The 15,462-nt window shown below is 51.7% G+C and carries 11 protein-coding genes and 2 rRNA genes (1 of these 13 only partly in view); 2 read left to right on the top strand and 11 right to left on the bottom strand.

Going from position 1 to position 15,462, the window contains the following annotated elements; translation table 11 throughout:
- Positions 1 to 56: 56 nt before the first annotated feature.
- Positions 57 to 1,646, bottom strand: a complete 1,590-nt coding sequence (locus tag HUF19_RS02485; RefSeq protein ID WP_260998343.1) for a peptide chain release factor 3 — start codon at positions 1,644 to 1,646, stop codon at positions 57 to 59.
- A gap of 248 nt (positions 1,647 to 1,894) precedes the next feature.
- Here HUF19_RS02485 and HUF19_RS02480 point away from each other — a divergent pair, with 248 nt between their 5' ends.
- Together HUF19_RS02480 and HUF19_RS02475 are read left to right on the top strand one after the other, a co-directional pair.
- A complete protein-coding gene (locus HUF19_RS02480) occupies positions 1,895 to 3,121 on the top strand; it encodes an ATP-binding protein (protein WP_260998342.1) in 1,227 nt (408 codons plus the stop codon).
- A gap of 4 nt (positions 3,122 to 3,125) precedes the next feature.
- Entirely contained in the window at positions 3,126 to 3,656 is a 531-nt protein-coding gene (locus HUF19_RS02475; RefSeq protein WP_436317736.1) for a response regulator transcription factor, read from the top strand.
- A gap of 30 nt (positions 3,657 to 3,686) precedes the next feature.
- Here HUF19_RS02475 and HUF19_RS02470 read toward each other — a convergent pair whose 3' ends face one another.
- The 10 genes from HUF19_RS02470 to HUF19_RS02425 form a co-directional block, all read right to left on the bottom strand.
- On the bottom strand, positions 3,687 to 4,349 hold the full coding sequence (locus HUF19_RS02470; protein ID WP_260998340.1) for an energy-coupling factor ABC transporter permease: 663 nt from the start codon (positions 4,347 to 4,349) through the stop codon (positions 3,687 to 3,689).
- Complete coding sequence (rimI, locus tag HUF19_RS02465) at positions 4,346 to 4,789, bottom strand: ribosomal protein S18-alanine N-acetyltransferase (RefSeq protein ID WP_260998339.1); 444 nt, start codon at positions 4,787 to 4,789, stop codon at positions 4,346 to 4,348. The genes HUF19_RS02470 and rimI overlap by 4 nt, the downstream gene beginning before the upstream one ends.
- 4 nt (positions 4,790 to 4,793) lie before the next feature.
- The gene (locus HUF19_RS02460) at positions 4,794 to 5,534 is read right to left on the bottom strand and encodes a hypothetical protein (protein ID WP_260998338.1); all 741 of its coding nucleotides are present in this window, start codon (positions 5,532 to 5,534) and stop codon (positions 4,794 to 4,796) included.
- A gap of 3 nt (positions 5,535 to 5,537) precedes the next feature.
- Positions 5,538 to 7,088 carry a 2-isopropylmalate synthase gene (locus HUF19_RS02455; RefSeq protein ID WP_260998337.1) on the bottom strand — a complete coding sequence of 517 codons (1,551 nt, stop codon included), beginning with the start codon at positions 7,086 to 7,088 and terminating at the stop codon, positions 5,538 to 5,540.
- 79 nt (positions 7,089 to 7,167) lie between these two features.
- On the bottom strand, positions 7,168 to 9,525 hold the full coding sequence (locus HUF19_RS02450) for a DUF6160 family protein (RefSeq protein ID WP_260998336.1): 2,358 nt from the start codon (positions 9,523 to 9,525) through the stop codon (positions 7,168 to 7,170).
- Positions 9,525 to 10,085 (bottom strand): hypothetical protein, encoded by a 561-nt coding sequence (locus HUF19_RS02445; RefSeq protein ID WP_260998335.1) that lies wholly within the window; start codon positions 10,083 to 10,085, stop codon positions 9,525 to 9,527. Before HUF19_RS02445 ends, HUF19_RS02450 begins: the two co-directional genes overlap by 1 nt.
- Positions 10,085 to 11,161: a hypothetical protein gene (locus tag HUF19_RS02440; RefSeq protein WP_260998334.1), complete on the bottom strand. Its 1,077-nt coding sequence runs from the start codon at positions 11,159 to 11,161 to the stop codon at positions 10,085 to 10,087. The genes HUF19_RS02445 and HUF19_RS02440 overlap by 1 nt, the downstream gene beginning before the upstream one ends.
- Positions 11,154 to 12,128 (bottom strand): hypothetical protein, encoded by a 975-nt coding sequence (locus HUF19_RS02435; RefSeq protein WP_260998333.1) that lies wholly within the window; start codon positions 12,126 to 12,128, stop codon positions 11,154 to 11,156. The genes HUF19_RS02440 and HUF19_RS02435 overlap by 8 nt, the downstream gene beginning before the upstream one ends.
- An 857-nt stretch (positions 12,129 to 12,985) precedes the next feature.
- Positions 12,986 to 13,101, bottom strand: a 5S ribosomal RNA gene (gene rrf, locus HUF19_RS02430).
- A gap of 150 nt (positions 13,102 to 13,251) precedes the next feature.
- A 23S ribosomal RNA gene (locus tag HUF19_RS02425) occupies positions 13,252 to 15,462 on the bottom strand (it continues 678 nt past the right edge of the window).

Genomic DNA, 15,462 nt, shown 5'->3' with positions numbered 1-15,462 from the left:
GATATCCGGGGTTTATTTTGTTACTGCATCAGTTTTACTGTTTCAGCCTTTCTGCATTAATGCTCGCGTGTAGCACTGAACTGAATATCCGGCCAGCGCTCCTGAGTCAGACTCAGATTCACCCGGGTAGGGGCAATATAAGTGAGGTAACCACCGCCATCGATGGCCAGGTTTTCAGCAGCCTTACGTTTGAAGTCTTCCAGCATTTTGCTGTCGTTGCAGTATACCCAGCGTGCAGTGCTGACACTGATCGGCTCATAAATACACTCAACTTTGTATTCATCACGCAGACGCTGCTGTACCACATCAAACTGCAGCACACCCACCGCACCCAGAATCAGGTCGTTATTATTCAGCGGCATAAACAGCTGGGTCGCACCTTCTTCAGACAGCTGCTGCAGGCCTTTCTGCAGCTGTTTCATTTTCAGCGGGTCTTTCAGGCGCACACGCTTAAACAGTTCCGGAGCAAAATGCGGAATACCGGTGAACTGCATATCGTCACCAAAGGTGAAGGTATCACCGATCTGGATGGTGCCATGGTTATGCAAACCGATAATATCGCCGGAAATAGCCTCTTCCACCGCCGAACGGTCACCGGCAAGGAAGGTTACGGCATCGGCGATTTTTACATCTTTGCCGATGCGTACGTGCTTCATCTTCATGCCCTTGCTGTAGGTGCCGGAACAGATGCGCATAAAGGCAATACGGTCACGGTGCTTCGGATCCATATTGGCCTGAATTTTAAAGATAAAGCCGGTGAACTTATCATCGGCCGGAGCAACCGCGCCCTTATCGGTTTCACGCGCCAGTGGCGCCGGTGCCCACTCAACGAAGTAGTTAAGCAGCTCACGTACACCAAAGTTGGCCAGGGCCGTACCGAAGAATACCGGCGTCATTTCACCGCGCAGATATTCATCCAGATCAAACTCGTAACTGGCGCCACGCACCAGTTCAATTTCGTCCACCAGCTCGGCAACCAACTCTGCACCCAGTAAAGCTTCTGCTTCAGCGGACTCCAGCCCCTGAATCTGAATATCATCCGGCACCACACTGCCCTGACCCGGAGTGAACACATGGATGGTGTCGGTAATCAGGTTGTACACCCCTTTAAATGCCTTACCCATGCCGATTGGCCAGGTCACCGGGGCGCATTTGATTTTCAGGATGGTTTCAATTTCGTCCAGAACTTCAATATGGTCGCGGACTTCACGGTCCATTTTGTTGATAAAGGTGAAGATCGGCGTGTCACGCAGGCGACAGACTTCCATCAGCTTGATGGTCCGGTCTTCTACACCTTTGGCGCCATCAATAACCATCAGTACGGAGTCGACCGCGGTCAGGGTGCGGTAGGTATCTTCCGAGAAGTCTTCGTGACCCGGAGTATCCAGCAGGTTAACCATGCGACCGTTGTACGGAAACTGCATTACCGAGGTGGTGATGGAAATACCACGGTCCTGCTCCATCTGCATCCAGTCAGAGGTCGCCATACGGCCGGTTTTCTTGCCTTTCACCGTACCGGCCAACTGAATGGCATTACCGAACAGCAACAGCTTTTCGGTGATGGTGGTCTTACCCGCATCGGGGTGCGAAATAATACCGAAAGTACGGCGCTTACCGACTTCCAGTTCAAATGGGGATTTCGACATCGCTTGCGATCTTCTTCTGAGCCTGGCCTGCCAGCATCGTGCTGGATTCAGGAGATATCCGGACGCTTGCCGCAACCCGGTCTGAGGGGCGCAATGATATGCAAAGCCTCGCCTCTTGACCAGACGATTCCTGTATCCGGGCAGTGTGGGGGCTGATTCCTGAGCTGTATCAATAACCCTGCTACAGCAATGCACGCGAATACCGCTTTGTTGCTGCTGCACTGCTGCGCCAACGCTATAATGCAGCCATGACTCATAAACTGAACCTGTTATTGCAACGCCTCGCCCTGCTGCGCCTGTCCATCGCCAGTATCTGGCTGATGTTTCTGCTTTATCTGCAATGGCAGGGCTTTGCCGGTCTGGATATCGCCTGGGCGTTGCTCGCCCTTTATCTGCCGCTGTTAGCAATCAGTGGCTGGCAGGGCTACCGCCGTAATATTCAGGACTGGCATCTGCTTTTACATCTGGCCTTTGAATGCCAGCTGCTGGCCGGTCTGCTGTTCTTTACCGGCGGCGCCACCAACCCTTTTATTTCCTACTTTCTGGTTCTGCTGGTCGTCAGTGCCTACAGCCTGCCCATCAGCTATTCGCTGCTGATCACTGTGCTCTGCATTGCCGATTACAGCCTGCTGACTCAGTGGTATCAGCCGCTGCTCAGCAATCATGTACATGGCCTGCCGGGTCACAGCTTATTTGATCTGCATCTGGCCGGCATGTGGCTGACCTTTGTTATCAGTGCCCTGATCGTGGTGACTTTTATCCCGCTGCTGCTCAAATCTTCCCAGCAGCAACAGCAGGAAATTCAGCAACTGCGCGAACAACAGCTGAAAAATGAACAGCTGATCGGCATCGCCACTCTGGCCGCCGGTACCGCCCACGAAATGGGCACACCGCTGATGACCATGCATATGATTCTCGACGACATCGCCCAGCAACCCGACCACCCGCTGAGCAAACACGATCTGCATATCCTGCGTGAGCAGGTTGGCATTTGCCGCCAGTCTCTGCAGCAGCTGGCCAATGCCGGGCGCACCGCTCATCAGGTTGGTCATCATCAGGCTCATACCTGGCTGAGCAGCCTGCTGCACCGCTGGCGGCTGAGCCATCCGAATGCACTGTGGGTGGATAATGGCATTGCCTGTGAAGCCGAGATTCCGTCCTCCCCTCTGCTCGATCAGGCACTGCTGAATCTGCTGGATAACGCCGCCGAAGCGGGACAGCAACCAGTACATCTGCACAGTGTGGTGCAAAACGGTCAGTGGCATCTGAACATTCTGCAGCCTGACCCCAAAGCCGCTGAGCATATCCAGCAGCAGAATCTTTTTCACAGTCAGAAAGAGCACGGCATGGGCATCGGCCTTTACCTGAGCAATGCCAGTGTGGAACAGTTCGGCGGTTCGGTTCACCTGCTCGCACAAAGCAACGGCGCCAGCCTGTGCCGCATCACCCTGCCCCTGAGCCACCAGCATGGATAACCCCGTGAATAAACGTATTCTGATTATTGATGATGACCTGCATTTCAGTCAGGTACTGGCACGCAGCCTTGAGCGCCAGGGCCATCAGACCGCCGTTGCTGCCAGTGGCGATGAAGCTCTGCAGGCAGCGCAGGATCTCCAGCCACAGTGGGTAACCCTCGACCTGCGGCTGGAACAGGAATCCGGCCTGGGACTGATCGGCCGTCTGAAGCAACAACACCCCGACTGCCGCATCGTGATGCTGACCGGCTACGCCAGCATTCCGACGGCGGTCGAAGCGGTAAAACTGGGTGCACATAATTACCTGCATAAACCCGCCACTCTGCAGGAGTTAATTGCCGCATTTGCCGACTCCGGGGAAGTGCAGGAACCGCTGCCGGACGACAGCAATATAATGTCGGTAGAACGGCTGGAGTGGGAACACATCCAGCGCGTGTTAAACGAACAGCAGGGGAATATTTCGGCGACGGCGCGGGTATTGAATATGCACCGCCGTACCCTGCAGCGGAAGCTGCAGAAATACGCGCCGCGCTGAACAGCACAGTCCTGTCAGTGGCCGGTGTTTTCAGTGGTTAAAGTACGAATCTTCGTCAAAGGTGCTGAGCCAGCGACTGTGGTAAACCACCATACCGGTGATAAACATGCCGTTTACCACACCTTCGGGGAACATCATCATCGGCAGGTAGCGTAAATAATCACGCCAGATTAATTCCGCCGGATGGACATCCAGCAGCCACAAACCGAAACCCTGCAATAAATCAGAAAAACCATGGGTTAAACCGGCATTTAAAAATCCGGCAACCAGAATATAAACAAAAGGGTTATGCGCCATGCGGCGGTAAACCAGCAGATAAAAACCGTAGCTGAATAATACCGGTAACGCACCGGCCAATAAGAACTGATATGGCAAAGCCGCCCACCAGAGCTTCCCTACCAGCACCAGCATAACCTGCACCAACAGTACGGATAACAGAGCCAGCCGCCAGCCCATCATCAGCGTAATCGCAGTAACCCCCATTAAATGAAAGCTCAGCCCTGGCAATATTCCGGCCTGCATATTCCACAACAAAGCCAACACGACCACACTGCCGAAAAAGAAATGCTGCGCACCGCGCAGGTTAAGTAACGCCTGCCAGTTATAACTGAGCAGAGCAGGAATTAGTAAAAGAACAGAAATAATGGCCGACCACCAGAGCGCCATTTCAGGCAGGAGGCCGGAGTCAATCATGCCTGCAGCTCCAGACAATAAAGCAGGGCATCCTCATGACCAGAGGCTGTCGGATAATAATTACGCCGGCAGCCGGCCTGACAAAATCCCATCGATTCATACAGCGCAATCGCTTTGTGATTACTTTCACGCACTTCCAGAAACCACTGTTCTGCCTGCTGTTCCAGCAGAAAATCATGCAATGCATTCATCAGCACACGCCCGGCGCCCTGACCCTGCTGCTTCGGGTCTACGGCGATCATCAGCAATTCCGATTCACCAGCCACCAGCGTAATCACCGCATAGGCAATAATCCGGTCGTTGTTTTCCAACACCCAGACGCAATGTTCACGGGAAAAATAACGGCGCAAAACACTTTCCGGCCAGGCATGAAAATGAGCCTGTTGTTCGATCTGATAAACCGCAGAAAAATCGGCTTCAACCGCAGGACGGACATGCATGATGTTATAACTCGGCCTGAGTCAGCAGGGCCTGCCAGAGCTGACGCTTGTGTTGAGCGTTTTGCATCACATCAGAAAGGGAGGCCGCGCGGAATAACAGCGGCGCCTGCACCTGCTGCAACCAATGGTCACTGTCCTGACCAAAAGCCACGGCATAGCGCACACCCTGATCGCGCAGGAATTGCCATTGCGCAGACAACGCCTGTAACGCAACCGGCCGGCTCTGATCATCATGGGCAGATTCAATAAATGGCCAGCGGAAGCATAAGGGGGCCTGTAATAAACCGGCCGGAGACTGCAGGGCGGACATCACCCGATAAGCAAAAGCCGCCAGACGCTCGGCCTGAGCAGCATCGTCACAGACCCAGACTCCCGCGGCCGATACCCGCAGAAAGTGCAGCTCAAAACGCGGAGGAGTCAGATCCGAAGTTGTTGTAGCGGCAACGTCGGCAACAACTTCAGAAGCAACGTCAGAAATAGCCACAGCCGGAGTGCCGGCAGGTTTACTTTGTTCCGCAACAGGCTCTTTGGCAGAGGGCTGAGCGGCGGCCTCATGCAGCAGCTGAGCTGCCATCGGGTGAGCAATATGGCCACCCCCCTCAGATGTCAGTGCAGGGCGGGTTGCCGCAGCATACGCATCTTCCGGCAACCAGCGCGGGGCCGGTACGCCAGGCAGCGGCTGGCGTGGCATCCACTGTGTGATGCCCATCGCCTGCAGATAATCGAGCCGCTGCTGCTCACGCATCCGTTATACGCCGTCGGCCTGCGGATGCTGACGATCACTACCGGTCAGCAACAGATTCAGCGCGTGGATATAAGCCTTGGCCGATGCCACAACGATATCGGTATCTGCACCACTGCCATTCACGATACGACCGCCCTTCTCCAGACGCACGGTCACCTCACCCTGAGAGTCAGTTCCCTGAGTAATTGCGTTAACCGAATACAACAGCAGATTGGCACCAGAATTAGCAACGCCTTCAATCGCTTTCAGTGCTGCATCAACCGGGCCACTGCCGTTGGCTTTAGAGCGTTGCTCTGTACCGTTGTGGCTGACCACCACTTCCGCGACCGGAGTCTCACCAATAGCAGAATGGCATTCCAGCGCTACCAGCTTATAAGCCTCTGGAGCAGAAGCGCTGATGGTTTCAGTTACCAGCGCCTGCAGGTCTTCATCGAAGATTTCGTGCTTTTTATCAGCCAGATCTTTGAAACGGGCAAAGGCTTCGTTCAGTGCGGCGTCGGTATCAAAGGTCACACCCAGCTCTTCCAGACGGCTGCGGAACGCCGCACGGCCTGAGTGTTTGCCCATCACCATTTTGTTGGCGCCCCAACCCACATCTTCGGCCTTCATGATTTCGTAGGTTTCACGGTGCTTGAGCACGCCATCCTGGTGAATACCGGACTCATGCGCAAAGGCGTTGGCACCAACGATGGCTTTGTTCGGCTGTACCGGGAAACCGGTGATGGAAGACACCAGACGAGAGGTCGGCACGATGTGCGTGGTATCGATATTGGTGCTGATATTGAACAGATCCTGACGGGTACGGGTCGCCATCACAATCTCTTCCAGCGCAGCATTACCCGCACGCTCACCCAGACCGTTGATGGTACATTCCACCTGACGCGCACCATTAGCCACAGCGGCCAGCGAGTTCGCCACAGCCAGGCCAAGGTCATTATGGCAATGCACCGAGAAAATGGCTTTGTCGGAATTCGGGATGCGGGTCAGCAGGGTTTTGATCTTGTGCCCAAACTCTTCCGGAATGGCATAGCCAACAGTATCCGGGATGTTGATAGTGCGCGCACCAGCGTTAATGGCAGCTTCAATAATACGGCACAGGAAATCATTCTCAGAACGGCCGGCGTCTTCGCAGGAGAACTCAACATCTTCAACAAAGCTGCGGGCCTTCTTCACCGCATAAATCGCCTGCTCGACCACCTGATCCGGCTGCATACGCAGTTTGTACTGCATGTGAATTGGCGAGGTAGCAATAAAGGTGTGAATACGCGCACGCTCGGCTTTTTTCAGCGCTTCGGCGGCGTGTTCCAGATCGCGGTCAACCGCACGGGCCAGACTGCAGATAGTGCTCTCACGTACCGCTTCAGCAACCGCCTGAATCGCAGCAAAGTCGCCCGGAGATGCGGCGGCAAAACCAGCTTCAATCACATCGACGCGCATTTTCTCCAGCGCCTTACCGATGCGGACCTTTTCTTCCTTGGTCATGGACGCGCCCGGGCTTTGCTCGCCGTCGCGCATTGTGGTGTCAAAAATGACCAAACGGTCTTGCTGGCTCATGTGCTACTCCGCTGCCAATGAATCGAGCGCATAGTATACGCCCGAACAGCCTCATTGGCAGCAGCGACATGAAAGAGGACTAACGGATAGGCGTCGCCGTGAGGTTAGTGGTCATGTTCAGGTTCTGCATCACGATACCGGAGAATACGGTTTGTGGCAGAGCGACGTCCGGATGCTTCAGCTGCACCTGATCAATCTGCAGATCCTTGAAGGAAACATTACCCTGTACCGCAAAGCCCTGTGGACGCAAGGCCAGCTGAGCTGCGGTTGGATTGGCGACGTAGGTATATGTAGTACGACTGGTATCATCGTAAATCAATTCGTCGCCCTGATTACCAATGATGCCGTTATCATCAGCACCCGTAAATTTTTTGGCAACTTTAGTTTCATAGACATCGATCTTCAGATTCGCCTGGAAGCCATAATCGTTGGTATCAGTTACGCCCAGACCATCACTGGTGCTGTAAGAATCAAAAATAATCTGCGTTCCAGTGCCATTAATCGGATTACCACTGCCATCCAGATCACGGTTGTTTTCCCAGGTCAGACGGTTGCGGGCTATCGAACCATCACTGGTCGGACCTTCTGGTGCAAAAGCTGCTTTTAATGCAACCGTCATCCCTTCATTTCCACGGTCTTCCCAGCGACCACCATTACTAGCACAGCTCGCCGCATCACCACTGGCACCAACGCACACAGCACCAGAACCGCCTGGATTAATGGTGAGAGACGATCCTTTTTCAAAACGTTCCAGCTGAATGCGTCCAAGGCTGCGACCGGTAATTTTATCGCCCCAGCGCATGTTATCCACATTCATAGTGCTCCATTGTTCAGTGCGGTTTACGCTGAGACCGGTATTGCTGACATCCACCTGAATGCCACGCAGATGGATATCGTAATTCACCCCGGTGGCCCAGACGCCATTACCGTTTTCATCAATGGATAAACCGATGTTGGTATCACTGAACAAATAGTCGCCATCAATCTGAATACCACCACCACTGACGCCGCCAGCAGTGATCAGCGTATAGCCATCAAGATTGAAATCCATTGCCTGGAACACTTCCAGCGACAGCAGCAACTCAGCGCCACCCTGAATCGGGGCCGTTTTATTACCGACACGTAAACCATCAATACTGTAACTGCCCTGAACGCGGTTCATACCCATAGCAATCGCGGTTTTGTCTGCGGTGCCGGCATTGTTATCGTGATCGAATGAACGCACATCCAGCGTCAGATCACCACGCCCATAGCTTTCAATTCCACTGACAACAACCATACGACCATTATCAATATAGGCCGCTTCCGCATTCGCCAGATTCCATTCAACCGCAGCTGACATACCGTCGCTGGAACCATTCAGCCCGGAATAAAAACCCGTTGCATAAGGCCGGATTGCCGCAGGTAAATCAGTAAATACTGGCTGACGGATCCCCGGATAAAAAGCCATACGGTTGCTATAGCCATTGCCATCTTTAAACAGAAAATCCAGCTGAATTGCACCAACGGGATTGGTACTGTCGCCGATCAGAATTTGATTCGCATTAAATGAGCCATCCAACTGGTCATAGCCCAGCAGCAGGTGATCGGACATGACGTCAAAAGTAAGATTACTGACGTTCAGTGCACCGCTGAAATTACCCATAAAGAGTGAATTACCATCATCGGTAAAGCGCACATAGTTGGTTGGGTCATCCAGGATGCTTAACGAGGCATTAAGGCTGATACCTTCCGAGCCCTGTCGGCCTCCGGCAAAAATCTGCGCATCACCAGACAAGGCTAATTGTCCTGCCAGAGTTCCCAGCGACACGCCACCTAACTTCACGCCACCAGTAGAGAAGGAGTAACTGAATTCATCCAGATCAAAATTCAGTCCTGTCCGGGAGCCATCAACAGCTTCACCAATGGCCAGACGGGTAATATTGGCGTTGTAGCCGATATCATCAAAACTCACCGAACTGCCATTGGTTGTCCAGATCAGCTCTGCATCACTGATCGATGTCTGGAAGCTCCCCTCAAGAAAGTTATCAGGCGAGCTGCTTGCACCAACCTTGATAATATTCGTACCGCTGTAATTCAGACGAAACTGACCAAAACTCGCTGCCGAGTCATTGATACGGATCGCACCGATGGCCAACGAGGTTGGATAGACTTCACTGCTAATCTGCAGTGATCCATCTGCCAGAACATCAACAACCTGCTTACTTGAAGACGGCAGAGAAATATCAGCCTGACTGCCCCGCTCAATATTCTGTAACTGCAGCCTGTTGGAATCCTCTGTATAGGTAATGTCGCCGACCGTCAGATGGCTGGATGTTTCCAGCGTGATACCTGCTTGTGCATTAACCGTCTGTAGTTCCTGATCTGCCATCGGAACCAGACCAGCATTCAGCAATGAAGGCACAGCGGCCAAACTGCTTATTATTATTTTTTTCATCAGGGCGCCCCGGTTGGGAAAATCAGCAGGTTCCCCTGCAAATTGGCTGTGCCGTTGATATTAACTGTCATGATATCGGTTTGCATAAAACCAGGGTCCGTCGGCCGGGCACTGTTACTGTTAGCAATGGTGAACGACGCATCCTCATAATTCAGGTTATTGGGCAAACCGATTTCAAAAACATCACTATTAAAGGCTGCACCATCGCCGTTAAAGTCGGAATCAATTTTCCGGGTTCTCAGGGTCAACCCTTCGAAAGAAAACCGACCACGGATATTATCCAGAACCAACCAGCCGCCAGCTGTTCCGGAGTTCACAGCAATCCGTCCACCACAACGCTTATCGTCAGATGAACCTGAACAATCCGCCTGCCAGTTGTAGCCATTAGCTGTCGGACCATCAATATTTAACGGACCACCATTGTCATTGATCGTAATATCACCCGACAGATAAACACCGCCCTGACCGGAGACGGCACTTAAATCTTCGGAGCTTAAAGGCTCCAGCGCAAAACTGTACCCTGGAATTAAGGCAGCTATGACGAGTAAGAGTTTTTTCATCAAAGATCCCTGCTCGTTGCTCGCAGATACTGAATCTGCATATTGGAAATAGTGGCGCTACCAAAATCTGAGCCACCCACAGATACATTGCCAATATGAATATCAGCACGTGGGCCGTTATTATAAAAATCAGAGTAACCTGCACTACCCAGAGAACATCCGCCAGATGAATTAAGGTCTGCACAGGCGCTGCTCAGGCGGCCAACTTCAATGGTGAAATTGCCACTCGAATCTACCTCGAAAGTCACCGGCTGCTTCTCCCCCCAGCCCAGTTCATTCTCAAGAACAAAGTTCTGAAAACGAACATCCTGCCCGCAATTATTACCTGCGGAGTCACATGCATAAAAGGTCAGTTCACTAGCAAAAGCTTTTAGAGCCAGATTACCAACCATTTCATTGTTTTCTCCCCACAACCGAACATAGCTGCCATCAATGGCAAAACCTTCAGCATGCCCTTCAAGAGATTGGGCTCGCGCACCAGCAACTTCCAGGTCATACCGAATGCCGAAATCCGCACGTTCAGAGGCCCTGCTATTCAGCACCGAGGTATCAATACCCGTAACCCGATCAACACGCTGGCCCGTTGATTGCGGCTGATTAGGGAAGCGTCTTTCTGTCCTGTTCTCTGTCGCCAAAACAAGCATGCTATCCGTGCCTGACAACAGACCTGTATTCCGTTGCGGTGCGCTGTATTCAAATACCGCTTTGTCAGCAATGCCTATCGTATCTCCATCCACCAGTTCCAGGTTGTAGGGATAGAGCAGACGACCAAGATTAACCGGATTGCCAATAACGTTGGCGCCGCGATTGCTTCCGGCGCCTGCAACGTAAAACTGAGACACACTCAGAACCACATCCTGGCCATTTTTATTTTTAATACCGCTGATATCCAGCCGGTTACCATTAGCAACATCAGCCCCAGCCTCAAAAGCGAAATCCTCAAGAATAAAACCGATACCTTCACCATCGACATTGCCCAATTCCTGATCATCCAAGCCAATAAGTTCTGCATTGACCTGACTGACCACAGATAAAAGAACCGTACTTAATATTGCATAGCGAAAATTCTTAGTCATAGTAAGGGTCCAGGAACTTGGTACGGATACGTTCGATACCATTAAAAGACTGCTCGAAGTCAACCGTAATACCGCCATTTGGGATATTCATAAAAGCGCCTGACACTGTAGGGGTGCCAACACCGTTATCAATCCAGCTGATTGATTTGGTCTGAAATGAAATAAACATACCTGAAGCAGGATTGCTGCCGGAGCCAATATCCAGTGTTCGGAAGTTGCCAAGGGGGAAACAAGTTGCAATCCCCAGTACCGCACAATTATCGGAAGAAAATAAGCTCAATAAACCGCCTGTCCAGCCGCTACAGTTACCTCCTCCTGACGGACATCCAAGGGTGTCATCATTCTTCACACCAATCCACTGAGCGCGAACAGCATCAGGATCACCCGAAGCGGTAACAAGCTCAGCTCCGGCTTCTAATTCGGTACTATCATTAACACCTGCAACCCATAAAAGAAATCGCTGACCAGCGTCCGCCTGATCGATAATCGGAGCAGCTGTACCGGCAACTTTTACCTCAATATTCCCAGTAAGCGACTCAATATTACCGCTGAGTTTCCCCAGAGCAGACCCGAATCCCAGGCGAATGCCTACTAACTCTTCCTTTCCATTTACATCCTCAAACGCCAACTCAAAGAAAGGATCTGTAATACGGAATGGATTGAGAGTGCCGTCGTTATTAACACTGCCAAGTGCAAAATCATTAATGCGTATATCACTGCTTCCTGCAGCCTCACCCGCACGGTCATATCGGCCCAGCTCAACAAGATCGGAGTTCATGGATATGTCAATGTCCATACCAAAGGTGAACTTTGTAAAGTCGACGGAGCCAGAAGTATCGCGGTCTATCTGAAAGAAAGCCTGCCCAGTCTGAATTCCCAACTCCTCGTCTGTCATAGGCTGCATTGCAGCAGCGACGATGGGAGAAAGTACAACCGTAAGGACAAGCGTGAAGATTATTTTTATCACTTGGCACCTTAGTACAATAAAGCGAGCACAGGGAAGATTACTATTAATGACTGTAATACAGGTGGAGAGTAACCGCGGTGATCGCTTGTTTATGTTTTTTATAATTTGTTAACTTAGGTTACAGGCTGCCAGAAAAGCATCAATCAATATTAGAAGTACGTTCGTACCCTTTACATAAAAAAATAAGACTTCTGTTTTGTTTTACCCTGAATACAAAAGTGATAAATCAATTAATATCATCCTTTAACCAGCAGGGATGAGGCCCACCGGTGGTTATGAATAGGTGGTTATGAATATCTGAAAAATACTGAACTGAAACGTTTCTAACCTGTGGATTTATTCCCCCGAAACTACCTGAACGACGATCACACCTGAAATCAGCTCATTCAGATGACCCTAAATCTCCAAATTTCAAAAACTGAGAAATACTGGAGTATGAGTAACCGACAAATCTACCGAAAGTTTAAGCCGGGCAGACGCTCTCTCGTCGCAACACCTTCTTTCACCCTAATCGGGGAGGGAAGCAACACTTAATGCCTGATAGCTGCCAACCGGTGAAAGTTCAGCCTGAGCGTTGCCAGAGCGGGTCTGTGAGTTGTTCCAGTTATCCTGCCGATATCGGCCCTCGAACTGCGTTCAGGACGCTTACAGGCGCCTGGCGGTGAGCCGGCTGGGCGCAGTGCAGGATTCTATTTCGTCAGTAACCCGAACGAGTATAAACAGAAGGACCATAAGGTCGTGGGGAAGTGGCTGAGCCTGATATTGGCGGAGCTGCAGATGGGCTGCGTAGAGTTTTATTTTTCTTAGCAGCAAAGAAAAAGCCCCAGCAGCTTTCGCTACTGGGGCTTTGAATAAGAGCTTGACGATGACCTACTCTCACATGGGGAAGCCCCACACTACCATCGGCGATGCTGCGTTTCACTTCTGAGTTCGGAATGGATTCAGGTGGTTCCACAGCTCTATTTTCGTCAAGCAAACCTTTATGAAGCTGGTCGTCTTACGCGTTCTGCGACATGACTTCAAATTAGGGCGGATACATGAGTCACTGTTAAGTGAAGAGATTCTCAAGCGAACAAGCAGTTGCTTGTCGTATTCAATCAACCCTTCCGGGTTTGGGTGTTATATGGTCAAGCCTCACGGGCAATTAGTATCAGTTAGCTCAATGCCTCACAGCACTTACACACCTGACCTATCAACCTGGTAGTCTTCCAGGGCCCTACAGGGAACTCGAAGTTCCAGTGAGATCTCATCTTGAAGGAGGTTTCCCGCTTAGATGCTTTCAGCGGTTATCCTGTCCGAACGTAGCTACCCGGCAATGCCACGGGCGTGACAACCGGAACACCAGAGGTTCGTCCACTCCGGTCCTCTCGTACTAGGAGCAGCTCTTCTCAAATCTCAAACGCCCACGGCAGATAGGGACCGAACTGTCTCACGACGTTCTAAACCCAGCTCGCGTACCACTTTAAATGGCGAACAGCCATACCCTTGGGACCGGCTTCAGCCCCAGGATGTGATGAGCCGACATCGAGGTGCCAAACACCGCCGTCGATGTGAACTCTTGGGCGGTATCAGCCTGTTATCCCCGGAGTACCTTTTATCCGTTGAGCGATGGCCCTTCCATACAGAACCACCGGATCACTATGACCTACTTTCGTACCTGCTCGACGTGTCTGTCTCGCAGTTAAGCCGGCTTGTGCCATTACACTAACCTCCTGATGTCCGACCAGGATTAGCCGACCTTCGTGCTCCTCCGTTACTCTTTGGGAGGAGACCGCCCCAGTCAAACTACCCACCACACAGTGTCCTCGATCCGGATAACGGACCAGAGTTAGAACCCCAAATTGACCAGGCTGGTATTTCAAGATTGGCTCCACAAAGACTGGCGTCTCTGCTTCAAAGCCTCCCAGCTATCCTACACAAGCCAATTCAAAGTTCACTGTGAAGCTATAGTAAAGGTTCACGGGGTCTTTCCGTCTAGCCGCGGGAACGCAGCATCTTAACTGCGAATTCAATTTCACTGAGTCTCGGGTGGAGACAGTGTCGCCATCATTACGCCATTCGTGCAGGTCGGAACTTACCCGACAAGGAATTTCGCTACCTTAGGACCGTTATAGTTACGGCCGCCGTTTACCGGGGCTTCGATCAAGAGCTTCTCCGAAGATAACCCCATCAATTAACCTTCCGGCACCGGGCAGGCGTCACACCCTATACGTCCACTTTCGTGTTTGCAGAGTGCTGTGTTTTTAATAAACAGTTGCAGCGACCTGGTATCTTCGACCGGTCTCAGCTTACGGAGCAAGTCCTTCACCAAAACCGGCGCACCTTCTCCCGAAGTTACGGTGCCATTTTGCCTAGTTCCTTCACCCGAGTTCTCTCAAGCGCCTTGGTATTCTCTACCTACCCACCTGTGTCGGTTTGGGGTACGGTCTCTTTATAGCTGAAGCTTAGAGGCTTTTCCTGGAAGCATGGCATCGACCACTTCGGACTCCGTAGAGTCACCGTCATCAGTTCTCGGCATTAAGGACCCGGATTTGCCTAAGTCCTCTGCCTACCACCTTAAACACGGACAACCAACGCCGTGCTGGCCTAGCCTTCTCCGTCCCCCCATCGCACTATAAAGAGGTGCGGTAATATTAAACCGCTTCCCATCGACTACGCTTCTCAGCCTCGCCTTAGGGGCCGACTAACCCTGCCCCGATTAACGTTGGACAGGAACCCTTGGGTTTCCGGCGGGGGAGTTTTTCACTCCCCTTGTCGTTACTTATGTCAGCATTCGCACTTCTGATACCTCCAGCCTGGTTCACACCTTGACCTTCAACGGCTTACAGAACGCTCCTCTACCATGCAATAAATTGCATCCGTAGCTTCGGTGTACAGTTTGAGCCCCGTTATATCTTCCGCGCAGGCCGACTCGACTAGTGAGCTATTACGCTTTCTTTAAAGGGTGGCTGCTTCTAAGCCAACCTCCTAGCTGTTTTAGCCTTCCCACATCGTTTCCCACTTAACTGTAACTTTGGGACCTTAGCTGACGGTCTGGGTTGTTTCCCTTTTCACGACGGACGTTAGCACCCGCCGTGTGTCTCCCGTGATTGAACTCATGGGTATTCGGAGTTTGCAAAGGGTTGGTAAGTCGAGATGACCCCCTAGCCTTAACAGTGCTCTACCCCCCATGGTTAGACACGAGGCGCTACCTAAATAGCTTTCGAGGAGAACCAGCTATCTCCGGGCTTGATTAGCCTTTCACTCCTATCCACAAGTCATCCCCTAACTTTTCAACGGTAGTGGGTTCGGTCCTCCAGTTGATGTTACTCAACCTTCAACCTGCTCATGGATA

Origin of the sequence: Thalassolituus hydrocarboniclasticus (genome assembly GCF_025345565.1) — a bacterium.
Taxonomy (GTDB): Bacteria; Pseudomonadota; Gammaproteobacteria; order Pseudomonadales; family Oceanobacteraceae; genus Venatoribacter; species Venatoribacter hydrocarboniclasticus.
Note: the sequence above shows the minus strand (reverse complement) of the source record. Positions and strands in the feature narration are given on the sequence as shown.

Bases quoted from the DNA above. Each gene is read 5' to 3' on its own strand.
- HUF19_RS02485 (WP_260998343.1), bottom strand. From the start codon at position 1,646: ATGTCGAAATCCCCATTTGAACTGGAAGTCGGTAAGCGCCGTACTTTC.
- HUF19_RS02480 (WP_260998342.1), top strand. From the start codon at position 1,895: ATGACTCATAAACTGAACCTGTTATTGCAACGCCTCGCCCTGCTGCGC.
- HUF19_RS02470 (WP_260998340.1), bottom strand. From the start codon at position 4,349: ATGATTGACTCCGGCCTCCTGCCTGAAATGGCGCTCTGGTGGTCGGCC.
- rimI (WP_260998339.1), bottom strand. From the start codon at position 4,789: ATGCATGTCCGTCCTGCGGTTGAAGCCGATTTTTCTGCGGTTTATCAG.
- HUF19_RS02460 (WP_260998338.1), bottom strand. From the start codon at position 5,534: ATGCGTGAGCAGCAGCGGCTCGATTATCTGCAGGCGATGGGCATCACA.
- HUF19_RS02455 (WP_260998337.1), bottom strand. From the start codon at position 7,088: ATGAGCCAGCAAGACCGTTTGGTCATTTTTGACACCACAATGCGCGAC.
- HUF19_RS02450 (WP_260998336.1), bottom strand. From the start codon at position 9,525: ATGAAAAAAATAATAATAAGCAGTTTGGCCGCTGTGCCTTCATTGCTG.
- HUF19_RS02445 (WP_260998335.1), bottom strand. From the start codon at position 10,085: ATGAAAAAACTCTTACTCGTCATAGCTGCCTTAATTCCAGGGTACAGT.
- HUF19_RS02440 (WP_260998334.1), bottom strand. From the start codon at position 11,161: ATGACTAAGAATTTTCGCTATGCAATATTAAGTACGGTTCTTTTATCT.